Here is a 15,295-nt window from a genome sequence, read left to right as displayed (position 1 = left end):
TCAGGCCTGGTCGGCTGAGTGACGCACCACCGCGTCGTAGACCGCTTTGAGGTTGCTCAGCTGCGGCAACTCCGACTGCGGAATCTCGATCTTGAACTTCTTGTCGATCCGCGCCAGGATCTCGATCGCCCGCAGCGAGTCGGCCTCGTAGTCCTCGGCGAAGTCGCCGGTCTCGGTGAGCTCCTCCGGCTCGAGCTCCAGCACCTCCGCCACGATCTCGCGGAGTTCGGCCATGCGGGGGTCGGTCTGCGTCATGACAGGTCAGCCTTTCCAGCGGAGGTTTGACGAAGCCGGCGGCACCCCGGGCCGGGACGAGTCCCGTCCGGTGGGGACGCCGACGGTTCCCGAGGTGGCGGTCTCGGCGCCGGCCGTGGCCGTGAGCGCCGTACGCGGGCGTCGGGCCGCCATCAGCGTCCCGACGCGGGCGATGCGGCGGTCGCCGACGTACGTCTCGCCGGTGGCGAAGGCGGTGTCGGCGATCACCCGTTCCAGGTGGACCACGTGACGCAGCACGTCGCCCGGGTAGGCGACGCCGTCGAAGGTGAAGTCGCGGGCCCCGACGAACATCAGCACGTGCTCGTCACCGATCGGGGTGTCCGACCCGGTCAGCCAGAGCAGGGCGGCGGTCTGCCCGAGTGACTCCACCAGCAGCGACGCCGGGTAGGCGTAGTCGCCGGGCGGTGCGTCGTCGGTCAGGGCCCGGTAGCAGGGCTCGGTGGCGGTGACCGTCTTGACCGCCTCGATCCGGTCACCGGGCGCCAGGCCCAGCACCCGGTCGACGAGCAGCAGCGGGTAACGCTGCGGCAGGAGTGCCCGGACCTGGTGGTGCCCGAGCGCTCCCCCGGTGACGGTGGGCGGGCCCGACGGGTCGGACGCGGTGCCGGTCGCCTCGACCACGTCCCCGCCGTCGAAGCGGGCGCGCATCGTCACGGTCACCGTGCCGTCGTCGCGGCGGCCGGAGGCGGTCACCGCCCACCGGTCGGGCCCGTCGGCGACGGCCTTGATGTCCAGCGTCAGCCGGTCCGGCGGCAGCAGCGGCGCCAGGAACCGCACGGCCTGGACCGCGCGCGTGCGTAACCGGGGTCGGCCGGCGCCGCGCAACGCGATGTCGACCGCCTGCGCGAGGGCCTCCAGGACGAACACGCCGGGGAAGACCGGGAAGCCGGGGAAGTGACCGCACAGGTTCGGGTCGTCCGGGCGGACCGGCACCGCGGCGATCACCTCGACGTGCTCGCCGACGGCGGTGACCTGGAGGTCGTCGACGGCGGCCAGCGGCGCGGCGCCGGGCGGGCAGCGGCGGGTGGTGGTGGTGACGGTGGGGGTGCTCACAACGTGATCCCCCCGTCGACCTGGAACACCTGACCGGTGATGTAGCCGGCGCGCGGCGAGCAGAGGAACTCCACCAGGTCGGCGACGTCCTCGGCGCGGCCGAAGCGGCGCAGGGCGATCTGGCCGAGGGCCTGTTCGCGCAGCTTGCCGGAGAGCGCGTCGGTCATGTCGGTCTCGATGAAACCGGGGGCGACCACGTTGACCCGGATGCCGTACCGGGCCACCTCCTTGGCCAGCGAGCGGCTCAGCCCGATGATCCCGGCCTTGCTGGCGGCGTACGCGGTCTGTCCGGTGTTGCCGTACACACCGGCCACCGACGACATGTTGACCACCACGCCGGCTTTGCGCTTCATGAAGCGGAAGGTCATCGCGCGGCAGAGGTTCCAGGTGCCGGTGAGGTTGGTCGAGATCACCGCCGACCAGTCCGCCTCGGTGGAGAGCACCAGGGGGCTGTCGCGGGTGATGCCGGCGTTGTTGACCAGACAGTCGATCGGCCCCAGCGCGTCCTCGGCGGCGCCCACGAACGCCTCCACCGCCGCCAGGTCGGTCACGTCGCAGGGTGCGAAGTGCACCGGCACTCCGAAGGCCGCGACCTCGGCGCGGGTCTTGGCCGCCGCCTCGCTGGCGCTGCTGTAGCAACCGGCCACCGCGTAGCCCTGCTCGGCGAGCCGCAGCGCCGTGGCGCGTCCGATTCCCCGCGAGACGCCGGTCACCAGAGCTCGAAGCTGAGTGGTCAAGCCAACCTCCCCTGTCGGACGACTGCCGACCGAACGCGATACAACACTCCACTGACGCGTATGTTGTATCTGTTCCGCGCCAACATACTGACCCACCGGCGACGGGGTCAGCAAGTGGTGTCGTATGTTTTTTTTGCCACCTCGACGGGCACCGGACCGAGCTCGTCGAGCACCTGTGCGGTGTGCTGCCCGGGCGTCGGCGCGCCGTGCCGTACCCGGGTCGGGGTGCGGGAGAACTTCGCCGCCGGACCGACGATCGGCGCGGTGCTGCCGTCGCTGAGCACGGTGGGTTGCAGCATCTCCCGCTGCGCCAGGTACGGATCGGCGGCCACCTCGGCCACGCTGCGGACCCGGGAGACGGTCAGACCCCGCGCGACCAGCGCGGCGACCACGGCGGCCGCCGGCCGTCCCCGACACCACCCGGCCACCGTGGCGTCCACCTCGACCCGGTTGGCCAGTCGGTCGGCCGCGCGCCCGAACCCGGGGGCCCGCGCCAGCTCCGGGCGATCCATCGCCTCGGCCAGTTCCCGCCAGTGCCGGTCCAGCGCGACGGCCAGGTAGACCTGCCCGTCGGCGCAGTCGTAGACGTTGGACGGCACCACGAAGTCGGTCTGGTTGCCCCACCTGTCGGGCGGGCGGCCGGCGGCAGCGAGGGTGTGCAGGCCGGCGCTGCCGGCGAGCATGGCGTCGAACATCGCCACGTCCACGTGCTGCCCCTCGCCGGTCCGCGCCCGGTGCCAGAGGGCGCCCAGCGCCCCGATCGCCCCGTGCAGGCCGGCCAGCTCGTCGGCGAGGAACGTCGGCGCCCGGACCGGACCGGCCCCGGGCGGCCCGTTGAGCGCCATCCACCCGCTGGCCGCCTGCACGATCGGGTCGTAGGCCGCCTCGGTACGCCGGTCGCCGTACTGGCCCCAGCCGGAGATCGAGACGAAGACCAGGTCGGGACGGACGGCCCGGCACTGCGCCCAGCCCACCCCCCACCCGTCGAGCGTGCCGGGGCGGTAGTTCTCCACCACCACGTCGGCGGTGCTGACCAGTCGCAGGAAGGTCTCGCGTCCGGCCGGCTCCCGCAGGTCGAGCCCGGCGCTGCGTTTGTTGCGGTTGACCGTCTGCCGGAACCAGGACAACCCGGTCCCGGGGATCCGGGGCGGCACCTCGCCGTCGCGCCCGTGCGGAAGCTCCACCCGGATCACGTCGGCGCCCATGTCGGCCAGGATCGCGCTGGTCAGCGGGCCGGACCAGACCTTCGTCACGTCCAGTACCCGGATCCCGTCCAGCGGTCCGGCCAGATCGTCGCGGGCCTCGCGATAGAAGTCCCCGGCGTCGTGCCCGTGCACCGCGCTCACATCCGTTGCAGGATCGAGGCGGTGCCCAGCGCGCCACCGCAGCACATGGTGACCAGGGCCAGTTCCCGGTCGGTGCGTTCCAGCTCGTGCAGCGCGCTGACCAGCAGCCGGGTGCCGGAGGCGCCCAGCGGGTGACCCAGCGCGATCGCGCCGCCGTTGACGTTGACCCGTTCCGGGTCGGCGTCGTGTGCCGCCGTCCAGCCGAGCACCACCGCCGCGAACGCCTCGTTGACCTCGGCGACGTCGATGTCGGACAGTCGCATCTTCGCCCGGTCGAGGATCTTGCGGGTGGCCACCACCGGTCCCTCCAGCAGCAGGGCCGGATCGGAGCCGGTGACCACCTGGTGCAACAGGCGGGCGCGCGGGCGCAGCCCGAGCGCGGCGGCCCGCTCGGCCGACATCCAGAGGATCGCCGCCGCGCCGTCGGAGATCTGCGAGGTGCTGCCCGCGGTGTGTACGCCGCCCTCGACGGTGGGTCTCAACCCGGCCAACCCGTCCGGTGTGGTCTCGCGCAGGCCCTGGTCCCTGGTCACCTCGACGGTGCCGCCGTCGGGCGTGGGGGCGCGGACCGCGACCACCTCGGCGTCGAAGCGTCCCTGTGCCCAGGCCGCCGCCGCGCGGCGCTGCGACCGCAGCCCGTACGCGTCGGCGGCGGCCCGGTCGACGCCGTACTTGGCGGCGATCCGCTCCGCGCCGCCGAACTGCGCCTTGGGCGGGTCGTCCCACGGGTAGTCGTCGGTCTTGTAGTGGCCGGGCCCCTGGTAGAGGTTGGTGCCCACCGGCACCCGGGTCATCGACTCCACCCCGCAGGCGATCCCCACGTCGATCGCCCCGGCGGTGATCAGCGCCGAGACCAGGTGGTTGGCCTGCTGCGCCGAGCCGCAGGACACGTCCACGGTGGTGCAGGCGACCTCCGGGTCCAGCCCGGTGCTCAGCCAGGCGTTGCGGGTCACGTTCAGGCTCTGCTCACCGACCTGGGTGACACAACCACCGATGATCTGGTCCACCGCCGAGGCCGGCAGCCCGACCCGGTCGAGCACCTCCCGCTGCACGGTACGCAGCAGCTCGACCGCCTTGAGTCCGCGCAGCCATCCGTCCCGCCGGCCGATCGGGGTACGCACCGCCGCGACGATCACCGCCTCCGCCACGGCGCTCACTCCCCCCGCAACGACAGGGCGAGCTTCGGGCAGCCGCGTACCGCCGTCTCGACCTGCGGCACCTGCTCCGCCGACGGCTGCTCGACCAGCACGTACATCAGGTCGTCGTCCCGGATCTCGAACACCTCCGGGGCGCTGTCGGCGCAGACCCCGTGGCTGTCACAGCGGTCGTAGTCCACGACTATCCACATCGTCTTCTCCCACGCTTCGGGTTGGCCGGGGCACGCCCACGATAGATGACGCATGTAGGATTCGCCGACCAGAAACAACAGACACTTGCGCGAGAGAAGAAACGTCGCATAGCGTCGGGCGGTCCGCTCCGGCGGGAAGCTTTCCCGATGGCACGTCCTGGAGGCCGAGCATGCTGACCGGATGCGTCCCCTGGCCCGACGAGTTCGCCCAGCGCTACCGCCGAGACGGCATATGGCGTGGCGAGGTGCTGGGTGACCTGCTGCGACCCTGGGCCGCGCGGGACCCGGACCGGACCGCGGTGGTGACCCGGCACAGCCGGCACAGCTACCGCGAACTGGACACCCGCGCCGACCGGCTGGCCGCCGGGCTGGTCGCGCTCGGCATCGGGCCCGGTGACCGGGTGGTCGTGCAGCTACCGAACACCCCCGACTTCGTAGTGACGTGTGTGGCGCTTTTCCGACTCGGTGCGCTGCCGGTGCTGGCACTGCCCGCCCACCGCCGGGCGGAGCTGGTCTACCTCGCCGAGTACGCCGACGCGGTGGCACTCGTGGTGCCCGACGTGGTGGCCGGCACCGACCACCGGGACCTGGCCCGCGCGGTACGCCAGGCGGTGCCCACGGTCCGGCACGTGCTGGTGGCCGGCGAGCCGCAGGAGCTGACCGCGCTGGGCGACGTCGACGCGGAGCCGGTGGACCTGCCCGCCCCCGACCCGTCGGAGGTGGCGTTCTTCCTCCTCTCCGGCGGCACCACCGGGCTGCCCAAGCTGATCCCGCGCACCCACGACGACTACGCGTTCCAACTGCGCGCCACCGCCGAGGCGATGGGCTTCGACGAGCACGGGGCGTACCTGGCCGCGCTGCCGGTGGCGCACAACGCCGCACTGGGCTGCCCCGGCGTGCTGGGGGCGCTGCGGGCCGGCGGTCGGGCCGTACTCGCCGCCAGCCCCGCACCGGACGAGGTCTTCCCGCTGGTCACGGCCGAACAGGTCACGCTGACCACGCTGATGCCGGCGCTGCTGCCGGTCTGGACCGAGACGGCCGGCATCTTCGGCGCCGACCTGTCGAAGCTGGTCATCGAGGTGGGCGGCGCCACGCTCAGCCCGGAGGTGGCCCGCCGGGTGCGCCCGGCCACCGGCGCCACGCTGACCCACTGGTTCGGGATGGCCGAGGGGGTGCTCTGCTTCACCCGCCCGGACGAGGGCGACGAGGCCGCCGCCACCAGCCAGGGCACCCCGCTGAGCCCCGCCGACGAGCTGCGGGTGGTGGACGAGGCCGACCGCGACGTGCCCGACGGCGAGGTCGGCGAACTGCTCGCCCGGGGTCCGTGCACGCTGCGCGGCTACTACGCGGTGCCCGAGCACAACCGCACGGTCTTCACCGCCGACGGGTTCCTGCGCACCGGTGACCTGGTCCGCCGCGACGCCGCCGGGCGGCTGGTCGTGACCGGTCGGATCAAGGACGTGGTGAACCGGGGCGGCGAGAAGATCTCCGTCGACGAGGTCGAGGCCCACCTGATCGCGCACCCGGCGGTGCGTACCGCCGCCGTGGTGCCGGTGCCGGACACACGCCTCGGCGAGAAGACCTGCGCGGTGATCGTCGCCCGGGACACCCCACCCGCCCTCGGGGACCTGCACGACTTCCTCCGCGAGCGCGGACTCGCCGACTTCAAGCTGCCCGACCGGCTGCACGTCGCGCCCGCGCTGCCGTACACGCCGGTCGGCAAGATCGACCGGCGGGCGCTGGCCCGCGAGGTGGCGGCGGCGTGACCCGCCCACCGCCGGTCGCCGGCACCACCGACCGGGTGCTCTGGCTCGACTCACTGCCCGCCGACCAGCTCGCCCTCCGTCCGCCGCTGGACGGCGACACCACCGCCGACGTGGCGATCGTCGGCGCCGGCTACACCGGCCTGTGGACCGCGTACTACCTCAGCGTGCACCGCCCCGAGCTGTCCATCGTGGTCGTCGACGCCGGCCGGGCCGGGTTCGGGGCCTCCGGGCGCAACGGGGGCTGGTGCACCGCCGAGATGCCGGCGCTGCTGCCGGGTCTGATCCGCCGGCACGGGCCGATGGCCGCGATGCGGCTGTACCGGGCCGGTCAACGCACCCTCGACGAGCTGCGCAAGGTGTTCGCCACGGAGGGCATCGACGCGCACTGGCGGCACGACGGTTCGCTCTACGTGGCCCGCAGCGCGCCCCAGGTGGACCGGCTGCGCGGCTGGCAGGAGGTGCGGGACAAGCTCGGCATCACCGGGCTCACGCTCACCGTCGGGCCGTCGGCCGCCGCGCAGATCGGTCTGACCGGGGTACGCGCCACCGCGTACACACCGCACTGCGCCGCCGTGCAACCGGCCCGCATCGCGCGCGGCCTGCTCGCCGCCGTCGAACGTCGCGGGGTCCGGGTCGTCGAGCGGACCCGGGCCCTGCGGATCGCCCCGGGACTGCTGGTCACCGACTCCGGTACGGTGCGCGCCAGGTCGGTGCTCTGCGCCACCGAGGGGTACACCGGCCGACTGCCCGGCCACGCCCGCCGGGTGCTGCCGCTGCACTCGTACGTGCTGGCCACCGAGCCGCTGGACGACGCGGTGTGGCAACGCCTGGGCCTGACCGACCACCGGACCGTCGCCGACGGCCGCTACCAGTTCGGCTACCTGCAACGCACCCTCGACGACCGGCTGGTGCTCGGCGGGCGCGGCGCGTACTACCGGTTCGGTTCGGCCGCCGACCGTGGCCGGGGCGCCGACCGCCGGGCGCACGACCGGCTCCGCCGCACCCTCGCCGAGCTGCTGCCCGACCTCGCCGACGTGCCGGTGTCGCACCGCTGGAGCGGGGTGTACGGGTTGCACCGGCACACCGAGCCCGAGGTGGTCTACGACCGGGACACCGGGCTCGGGCACGCCGGCGGCTACGGCGGCGAGGGCATCGCGCTGAGCAACCTGGCCGCCCGGTCGCTGGCCGCGCTGGTGGCCGGCGCCAGCCGCCCGGAGACCCGGCTCTGCTGGGTGGACAACGCGTCCCGCCGGTGGGAACCGGAGCCGTTGCGGTTCATCGGCGTCCGGGGCGTGAGCGCGGTCGCCACCGGAGCCGACCACTACGAGCACCGCACCGACCGGACGGCGCCCCTGGCCCGGCTCGCGCTACGCGCCATCGTGTGAGCCAGCCGACCAGCGGTGCGCCCCCGACCAGCGACGAGGAGCCTGGCATGGACGACCTGCAGAGGATGCGCAAGGTCTGGGAGTTCATCTTCCAGCAGTCGATCACCGACGACGCCGACTTCTTCACCGATCTCGACGGCGACTCGATGGCCGCTGCCGCCCTCGTGCACCACGTCGCCGAGGAGTTCGGTGTCTCGCTGCCCCTGTTCGAGGTCTTCGACCGCCCGACGCCCGCGGAACTGCTCGTGGCCGTACGGGAACAGCTCACGGTCGGCTGACCGCCGGCCACCCCAGCGAGGAGCACGATGGACCAGCTCACGGCAACCGGGTTCGGACTCAGCGACCTCCAGCAGGCGTACCTGATCGGCGAGCTGGGTGACTTCCAGCTCGGCGGTCCCGCGCTGTTCTACGAGGAGTACGCCGCACCTCCCTTCGACACCGACGCGTTCGCGGCGGCCGTGCACGCCCTGCTCCGCCGGCATCCCATGCTGCGCTGCGCGGTCGGCGAGGACGGCCAGGTGCGGATCCTGGACGATCCGCCCTCCCCGCTGTCGATCCGGTCGCTGCGCGGTGAACCCGTCCACCGCCGCGCCGAACTGCTGGCCGCCGGTCGCCGGGAACTCTCCGGCGACGGACCCCCGCTGACCGGGCCGGCCGCCTTCCGCATGCTCGTCTGGTGCGACGACGGCGAGTACCTGGTGCAGATGGCCGGGCGGCTGATCGTCTTCGACGGGCAGTCCGGCGAGGTCTTCGCCCAGGAGCTGCGGACCCTGCTCGCCGGTGGGGAGCTGGCACCACTGGAGTTCACCTACGAGCGGTACCGCCGGGAACTGGACCAGCGCCGGGACGGCCCGGAGTACGCGGCGGCCCGCCGGTACTGGACCGACCGGCTCGACGACCTGCCCGGGGCGCCGGAGCTGCCGCTACGCCGGGGCGGGCGGCACGACGGTCCGCTGGTCCGGCGCGTCTTCACGCTGCCGGTGGCGGTGACCGACGCGTTCACCGCCGCGCTGCGCCGCCGTCGGCTCACCCCGACGATGGCGGTGGCCGCCGCGTTCGCCCAGGTGCTGCGGCACTGGAGCCGCCAGGACCGGTTCACCGTCAACATCATGTACGGCGAGCGGCTCAACCTGCACCCGGACGTGTCCCAGCTGATCGGCAGCTTCGCCAGCACCCTGCTGCTGGAGTGCTCACCCGCCGGCGGGGAGAGCGACTTCGCCGCCGACGCCGCCGCACTGCGCGGCCGGATGCTGCGCGACATGGCACAGGGCGCGTTCAGCGGGGTGTCGGTGATCCGGGAGCTGAACCGCCGCTCCGGGACGGTCTCCGGTGCCCGGATGCCGGTGGTGTTCACGAGCATGCTCGGGCTCGGCTCCGACACCGACCCGGTCTTCCTGGAACTGCTCGGCTGGCAGCGCCGTGAGTCGCTGGTCCGCACCCCGCAGGTCGCCTTTGACCACCAGGTGTTCATGCGGTCCGGGGAGATGGTGTTCAGTTGGGACACCGCCGACGGGCTCTACCCGCCCGGAATGGTCGACGACATGTTCGCCGCGTACCGGGACCTGCTCATCGACCTGGCCGGCGACGACGCGGCCTGGTCGGCGGCGCGCGGTGACCGGCTGACCCCGGCGCGGCAGCTCGCGGTCCGGGCGCAGGCCAACGACACCGCCGCCGAGGTGGCCGCGCAGACCCTGCACGGCGGTTTCCTGGCCCAGGCCCGCCGCACCCCGGACGCCGACGCGGTGGTCACCTCCGCCGGCACCGTGACGTACCGGCGACTGCGGGAACGGGCGGGCGCGGTGGCCGCCGCGCTGCGGGCCGCCGGACGCGGCCCGGGTGACCTGGTCGCGGTCGTCGCCGAGCGGGGCGCGGACCAGATCGCCGCGCTGCTCGGGGTGCTGATGAGCGGCGCGGCCTACGTGCCGGTCGCGCCCGCCTGGCCGCTGCCGCGCCGGGCGCAGATCCTCACCGGAGCGGGCGTACGCGCGGTGCTCGGCGACACCGACGACGACCTCGACGGGGCCCCCGCCGACGCGGTCCGCTGGCGGCTGTCCGACCTGCCCGCAGGTGACCTGCCCGACGCCGGGGTCACCGACGAGCCGGAGGCCCTGGCGTACGTCATCTTCACCTCCGGCACCACCGGCACGCCGAAGGGCGTGATGATCCGGCACCAGAGCGCGGCGAACACCATCGTGGACGTCAACACGCGCTTCGGTGTCGGGGCCGCCGACCGGGTGCTGGCCGTCTCGGAGTTCACCTTCGACCTCTCCGTGTACGACATCTTCGGTCTGCTGGCCGTCGGCGGCGCCGTGGTCGTCCCCGATCCGGGTCAGGCCCGCGAGGTGGTGCACCTGCACGAGCTGGCCGTCCGGGCGGGCGTGACGGTGTGGAACTCGGTGCCGGCCTACCTGGCGATGTTCGTCGACTACGTCCGGGCGGCGGCGGACCGCGCGCGCCCGGAGCCGCTGCGGGTGGCGATGGTCAGCGGGGACTGGGTGCCGTTGTCGCTCGGCCGCGAACTGGCCGAGATCGCCCCGAGGGCCCGGTGCATGGCGCTCGGCGGGGCCACCGAGGCGTCGATCTGGTCGAACTGGTTCGACGTGCCCGCCCGGGTGCCCCCGGAGTGGACCAGCGTGCCGTACGGCTGGCCGCTGCGGAACCAGCGCTTCCACGTCCTGGACTCCCGACTCGCCCACCGGCCCGACTGGGTGCCCGGTGACCTGTACATCGCCGGGCGGGGGCTGGCCGACGGGTACCTGCACGCGCCGGAGCTGACCGCCGCCGCCTTCGTCACCCACCCGGTCACCGGCGAACGGCTCTACCGCACCGGCGACCTGGGCCGGTACCGCCCGGACGGGGTGATCGAGTTCCTCGGCCGCGACGACCCGCAGGTGAAGATCAACGGCTTCCGGGTGGAGCTGGGTGAGATCGAGGCGGCGCTGGTCGCGCAGCCGGGGGTGACCGACGCCGTGGTGGTCGCCCGCCGGGGCGAGCGGGGCGCGTCGCTGGTCGCCTTCGTGGCGGCCGACGCGGCGAAGCCGGACCTCGCCGACGAGGTCCGGGCGGCGCTCGGCGCGACGCTGCCCGCGTACCTGGTGCCGCCGGTGATCGAGGTACGGGAGGCGTTGCCGCTGACCGGCAACGGCAAGGTGGACCGGGCCGCCCTGGTCGCGGACGCGGCCGGTCTGGCACCGGGCGGCGGACGGTTCCGCGCCCCGCACACCGCCACCCAGCGGCGACTGGCCACGCTCTGGTCGGACCTGCTCGACCTGCCCTCGGTCGGCGTCGACGACCCGTTCTTCGCCCTCGGCGGCAGCTCGTTGCAGGCGGCGCAACTGATGAACCGGGTCGAGCGGGAGTTCGGCAGCCGGCTCCCGTTGGCCGCCCTCTACCAGCACCGGACCGTCGCCGAGCTGGCCCGTCTGCTCGACGAGCGGGACGCGGGCGCAGGGGCGTCTCCGGTGCAGTCGCTGGCTCCCGGTGACGGCACGCCGGTCGTGCTGATCCACCCGGTCGGCGGCGACCTGCTCTGTTATCGCGAGCTGGTCGCGCGGCTGCCGGAGGGCTGGCCGGTGCTGGGGGTCGCCTCGCCCGCGCTGGACGGTACGGCCTCCGTGCCGCCGACCCTGACCGAGCTGGCCCGCGCCTACCGGGACGCGCTGAGCGCCACGCTGCCGGCGGACACCCCGGTACGCCTGGTCGGCTGGTCGCTCGGCGCGGTGCTGGCCTACGAGGTGGGTCGGCAGTTGACCGAGGCGGGGCGCACCTGCACGGCGGTGCTGATCGACCCCTGGGTCGGGCCGCCCGGCACGGTCGCCGAGCCGAGCGCCGCCGAACTGGTCCGCGCGTTCCTGACCGACGTGACCCGGGGCGAGGTGGACGAGAACGCCCCGGTCGACGCGGACGCCTCCGGGGTGGAGGCGTTGCGGGCGGCCTGGCCGCAGGTGGCCGCCGCCCGCCCGGAGCTGGCGTCGCTGGGCCTGGACTCGGCCGAGCGGCTGTTCGGGGTCTTCGCCGCGCACACCCGGGCGCTGGTGCGCTACCCGGTGCCGGCGGCACCGGGCCTCACCGTGCACCTGCTGGAGGCCCGGACCGCACTGGGCGGCGCGGCCGGCGGCTATCTGGTGCCGTTGGGCGAACGGCTGCCCGAGGGTGCCGTGACGACCCGCCGGCAGGTGACCGGCGACCACTTCGCGGTGACCGATCCGGTCATGGTGGCGCCGACCGCCGCCGTGGTGACCGACGTCCTGACCGCGTCCTGACCGACGGACGCCCGGGGTACGGAATCCGTACCCCGGGCGCATGGTCGGCGGGTGGTGCGGTGGTTCAGCCCCGGTGCAGCCGCGCGATCAGATCGGCGCGGATGCCCGGACGGGTGCCGAAGACCAGCAGGAACAACGCCTCCCGCATCAGCCGCTCGGCCGGGCCGTGCCGCAGCACGGCGGCGCTGCCCGTGGTGGTGGCCAGCAGGCCGGCGGCCCGCAGGGCCAGGGCGGCGGCCGCGCCCCGGGCCGAGGGCAGGTCCTGCGGGCCGGCGGCGTCGAGGGTCGCCCGGCACTCGTCGATCGCCGCGTCCAGCGGGCTCGGCCCGATCAGCCGGGCGCAGCGGGTCGCCACGCCCAGCGGCAGCGATCCGTTGAACCGCAGGGTGGCCGGGTCGCGTTGCAGGTAGACCGCGTGCGGGACGGTGCCGGTGACCCGGTGCTCCGGCACGAAGTGGCCGGTGAAGGTGACCTGCACGGTGCGGCTGGCCGCCACCGCGACCATGTCGACGGGCGTGACGCTGAGGGTGTCGCTCTCGGTGGCGTCCAGCAGCGACCAGACGAGCGTGTCCGAGGCGTCCCGGGCGGCGGTGAACAGGGTGTCGACCAGGCCCCACCCGGTCACCCAGGAGGCGGTGCCGTGCAGCAGCCAGCCGCCGTCGACCGCCTCGGCGCGTACCGCCGGCGGGCCGGGCCGGGTGGCGGAGAGGATGGCCAGCCCGGCGCGCCGCTCGCCCCGGCACAGCGGCTCCAGCCACTGGTCGGAGATGCCGGGCCGCTGGCTGTGCGTCGCCGCCATCACCGCGCTGTGGTGTTGCGCCCAGACGAACGCCGTGCTGAGGCACCCGCTGGCGATGATCTCCAACGCGCGGGCCGCCGTCTCGGTCTCCTCGGCGGCCATCTCGCTGAACTGCGGCGGGCCGGCCAGACCGTAGAAGCCTTCGGCGGCGAGCAGGTCGAGGTGGGTGGCCGGGACGGTGTCGGCGGCGTCGACCTCCTCCGCCGTCGGGAACAGCACCTCCTCGGCGATGCGCTCCGCGCGGTCCAGCACCTTGGCAGAGTTGCTCATCAGTCGGTCCACCGTCCGTTCCGTGGTCAGTCGGTGTGGGTTCTGCGCACAGCCTAACGAAGACACCACCGGCGGCCTAGAAGCTACATAAAGACAGTGTTGTGTTTGCCGCAAACGACGGACACTATGCTGAGATACGTCAATCCACGGGGGAGGTCGCAGGTGACCGAAGATCCGGCAACACGGGCCGAACGGGTCGGCTTGTTCTACGATCTGATGGGCCCGTTCCTCGACGCCGTCTACGGCGACAACCTGCACTACGGCTACTGGTCGGACGAGCACGACCCGGCAGGCGTCGCGCAGGCGCAGGCACGGCTCAACGACGAACTCGCCAAACGGCTCGCGGTCGGGCCGGGCGACCACGTCCTGGACGTCGGCTGCGGCACGGGCGGACCCAGCCGTCACATCGCCCGGGTGACCGGCGCCGAGGTCAGCGGTGTCTCGCTCAGCGGTCGACAGGTCGACCGGGCCGGTGAGCTCACGGCCGAGGAGGGGCTGGCCCACCGGGTCCGCTTCACCCGGGCCGACGCCACCGCCCTGCCGTACCCGGACCGGTGGTTCGACGCGGCACTGCTGCTGGAGGTGCTGGTGCACGTGCCGGGAAAGGCCCTCGCGCTGCGCCAGGCACACCGGGTGCTGCGCCCCGGCGGGCGGCTCGTCCTCGCCGAACTCACCCTGGCCCGGCCGATGGACGACGCGCAGGCGCGGATCTGGTCGGCGATGCCGATGTCGATGCCGCCGACCGTGCCGACCTACGTCGAGCTGGTCCGCGAGGCCGGCTTCGAGGTGGTCGACGTCGTCGACGCCGGGGCCCACGTCCGCCGCTCCCACCAGGCCACCCGGGAGGCGGTGGCGCGGGAGCGCGAGCGCCTCGCCGGCACGTACGGGCCCCGGGTGTTGCGCCAGCTCAGTGACGCGGTCCTGGACCTCCAGGCGGTCGCCGAGTCCTGCCTGGGCTACCTGCTGCTCACCGCGCACAAGCGAGGGTGACGTGCGCCGGCCCGGCGTCCGGTGCCGACCCCACTACCCGAGGAGGAACCCGTGTACCGACCACGCGCCGTGCACCGCGCTCTCGCCCGGCTCACCGGGGCACCCCGCGGGCGTGACTGGCCCGGTGGTTTCACCGACCGGCTCACGCACCCCGTGCCCGGCCCGGCGGCGGTGCTGCGGCTGATGCGCGAGCGTGGCACCCGCCCGGTCGGCGCGACCGGTGGCCGGGTGCCGGTGGTGGAGGAGGCGGTGCCCCGGGTCGGTGCCGGGCAGGCCGCGGTGACCTGGATCGGTCACGCCACCTGCCTGGTGCAGCTCGGCGGCCGGGCGGTGCTGACCGATCCGGTCTTCGCCGACAAGATCCCGGGAACGCCGCGCCGGTACACCCCGCCCGGGGTGTCGTGGGAGTCGCTGCCGCCGATCGACGCGGTGGTGATCAGCCACAACCACTTCGACCACCTCGACGAGCCGACCGTCCGCCGGCTGCCCCGGGACACCCCGGTGCTGGTACCGGCCGGGTTGGCCTGGTGGTTCCAGACACGGGGTTTCCGCCGGGTGGTGGAGCTGGACTGGTGGGAGTCGACCGTCGTGGGCGGCGTACGGTTCGACTTCACCCCGGCGCACCACTGGAGCCGGCGGGGCCTCTTCGACACCTGCCAGAGCCTCTGGGGCGGTTGGTTGATGACCTCGGAGGAGACGCCGACCCACCGGGTCTTCTTCGCCGGTGACTCGGCGTACGGGCCGGCCTTCGCCGAGATCGGCGCGCGCTTCCCCGGCATCGACGTGGCGTTGCTGCCGGTCGGCGCGTTCCGGCCGCGCTGGTTCATGAAGCCGCTGCACATGGACCCGGCCGAGGCGGTGCGCGCGTGCGGCGACCTGGGGGCGGAACGGATGGTCACCATCCACTGGGGCACGTTCGCGCTCTCCGCCGAGCCGGTGCTGGCCCCGGTCGAGCTGGCCCGCAAGGCGTGGGCCGAGTCGGGCCGCCCGGCGGACGCCCTCTGGGACCTGGCGGTCGGGCAGAGCCGGCAGTTCGGCACCACCGACCGGAGCTGAACAGGCG

13 protein-coding genes are annotated in these 15,295 nt (G+C 73.9%); 6 read left to right on the top strand and 7 right to left on the bottom strand.

The genetic code is table 11. The annotated features are described in order from the left end of the window. From ABZ738_RS09645 to ABZ738_RS09620, 6 genes are all read right to left on the bottom strand, one after another. Window positions 1–255 (bottom strand): acyl carrier protein, encoded by a 255-nt coding sequence (locus ABZ738_RS09645; protein ID WP_131054435.1) that lies wholly within the window; start codon window positions 253–255, stop codon window positions 1–3. Window positions 256–261: 6 nt separating this feature from the next. Beyond that, window positions 262–1,329, bottom strand: a complete 1,068-nt coding sequence (locus tag ABZ738_RS09640) for a hypothetical protein (protein WP_236145849.1) — start codon at window positions 1,327–1,329, stop codon at window positions 262–264. Further along, window positions 1,326–2,066 carry a 3-oxoacyl-[acyl-carrier-protein] reductase gene (gene fabG / locus ABZ738_RS09635; RefSeq protein WP_131054436.1) on the bottom strand — a complete coding sequence of 247 codons (741 nt, stop codon included), beginning with the start codon at window positions 2,064–2,066 and terminating at the stop codon, window positions 1,326–1,328. The genes ABZ738_RS09640 and fabG overlap by 4 nt, the downstream gene beginning before the upstream one ends. Window positions 2,067–2,173: 107 nt before the next feature. Next, the gene (locus ABZ738_RS09630) at window positions 2,174–3,412 is read right to left on the bottom strand and encodes a CoA transferase (RefSeq protein ID WP_357212173.1); all 1,239 of its coding nucleotides are present in this window, start codon (window positions 3,410–3,412) and stop codon (window positions 2,174–2,176) included. Continuing rightward, window positions 3,409–4,560, bottom strand: coding sequence for a steroid 3-ketoacyl-CoA thiolase (locus ABZ738_RS09625; protein ID WP_131054438.1), 1,152 nt, complete (start codon window positions 4,558–4,560; stop codon window positions 3,409–3,411). The genes ABZ738_RS09630 and ABZ738_RS09625 overlap by 4 nt, the downstream gene beginning before the upstream one ends. 5 nt (window positions 4,561–4,565) lie before the next feature. Further along, the gene (locus ABZ738_RS09620) at window positions 4,566–4,760 is read right to left on the bottom strand and encodes a ferredoxin (protein WP_131054439.1); all 195 of its coding nucleotides are present in this window, start codon (window positions 4,758–4,760) and stop codon (window positions 4,566–4,568) included. Window positions 4,761–4,930: 170 nt separating this feature from the next. Between ABZ738_RS09620 and ABZ738_RS09615 the strand changes: the two genes are divergently transcribed. Genes ABZ738_RS09615 through ABZ738_RS09600 form a run of 4 tightly spaced genes read left to right on the top strand, consistent with a single transcriptional unit; the run spans window position 4,931 to window position 12,173 of the window. Continuing rightward, window positions 4,931–6,526, top strand: coding sequence for an AMP-binding protein (locus ABZ738_RS09615; protein ID WP_131054440.1), 1,596 nt, complete (start codon window positions 4,931–4,933; stop codon window positions 6,524–6,526). Continuing rightward, window positions 6,523–7,911 carry an FAD-dependent oxidoreductase gene (locus tag ABZ738_RS09610; protein WP_357212170.1) on the top strand — a complete coding sequence of 463 codons (1,389 nt, stop codon included), beginning with the start codon at window positions 6,523–6,525 and terminating at the stop codon, window positions 7,909–7,911. Before ABZ738_RS09615 ends, ABZ738_RS09610 begins: the two co-directional genes overlap by 4 nt. A 47-nt stretch (window positions 7,912–7,958) precedes the next feature. Next, window positions 7,959–8,189 carry an acyl carrier protein gene (locus ABZ738_RS09605; protein ID WP_131054442.1) on the top strand — a complete coding sequence of 77 codons (231 nt, stop codon included), beginning with the start codon at window positions 7,959–7,961 and terminating at the stop codon, window positions 8,187–8,189. Between the two features lie 27 nt (window positions 8,190–8,216). Beyond that, window positions 8,217–12,173 carry an amino acid adenylation domain-containing protein gene (locus tag ABZ738_RS09600; RefSeq protein ID WP_357212168.1) on the top strand — a complete coding sequence of 1,319 codons (3,957 nt, stop codon included), beginning with the start codon at window positions 8,217–8,219 and terminating at the stop codon, window positions 12,171–12,173. Between the two features lie 64 nt (window positions 12,174–12,237). On the opposite strand, the gene ABZ738_RS09595 is transcribed toward ABZ738_RS09600, so the two are convergent. Then, window positions 12,238–13,242 carry an acyl-CoA dehydrogenase family protein gene (locus ABZ738_RS09595; RefSeq protein ID WP_176094248.1) on the bottom strand — a complete coding sequence of 335 codons (1,005 nt, stop codon included), beginning with the start codon at window positions 13,240–13,242 and terminating at the stop codon, window positions 12,238–12,240. 162 nt (window positions 13,243–13,404) lie between these two features. Here ABZ738_RS09595 and ABZ738_RS09590 point away from each other — a divergent pair, with 162 nt between their 5' ends. Together ABZ738_RS09590 and ABZ738_RS09585 are read left to right on the top strand one after the other, a co-directional pair. Then, window positions 13,405–14,232 carry a methyltransferase domain-containing protein gene (locus tag ABZ738_RS09590; RefSeq protein WP_357212166.1) on the top strand — a complete coding sequence of 276 codons (828 nt, stop codon included), beginning with the start codon at window positions 13,405–13,407 and terminating at the stop codon, window positions 14,230–14,232. Between the two features lie 51 nt (window positions 14,233–14,283). After that, window positions 14,284–15,288 carry an MBL fold metallo-hydrolase gene (locus ABZ738_RS09585; protein WP_357212164.1) on the top strand — a complete coding sequence of 335 codons (1,005 nt, stop codon included), beginning with the start codon at window positions 14,284–14,286 and terminating at the stop codon, window positions 15,286–15,288. Window positions 15,289–15,295: the final 7 nt, after the last annotated feature.

The organism is Micromonospora sp. NPDC047793 (assembly GCF_040642635.1).
In the GTDB taxonomy this organism is placed as follows: Bacteria; Actinomycetota; Actinomycetes; order Mycobacteriales; family Micromonosporaceae; genus Micromonospora.
The sequence above is the reverse complement of the archived record's forward strand: the minus strand, read 5'-3'. Positions and strand labels throughout refer to the sequence as shown.

Bases quoted from the DNA above. Each gene is read 5' to 3' on its own strand.
- ABZ738_RS09645 (WP_131054435.1), bottom strand. From the start codon at position 255: ATGACGCAGACCGACCCCCGCATGGCCGAACTCCGCGAGATCGTGGCG.
- ABZ738_RS09620 (WP_131054439.1), bottom strand. From the start codon at position 4,760: ATGTGGATAGTCGTGGACTACGACCGCTGTGACAGCCACGGGGTCTGC.
- ABZ738_RS09615 (WP_131054440.1), top strand. From the start codon at position 4,931: ATGCTGACCGGATGCGTCCCCTGGCCCGACGAGTTCGCCCAGCGCTAC.
- ABZ738_RS09605 (WP_131054442.1), top strand. From the start codon at position 7,959: ATGGACGACCTGCAGAGGATGCGCAAGGTCTGGGAGTTCATCTTCCAG.
- ABZ738_RS09600 (WP_357212168.1), top strand. From the start codon at position 8,217: ATGGACCAGCTCACGGCAACCGGGTTCGGACTCAGCGACCTCCAGCAG.
- ABZ738_RS09595 (WP_176094248.1), bottom strand. From the start codon at position 13,242: ATGAGCAACTCTGCCAAGGTGCTGGACCGCGCGGAGCGCATCGCCGAG.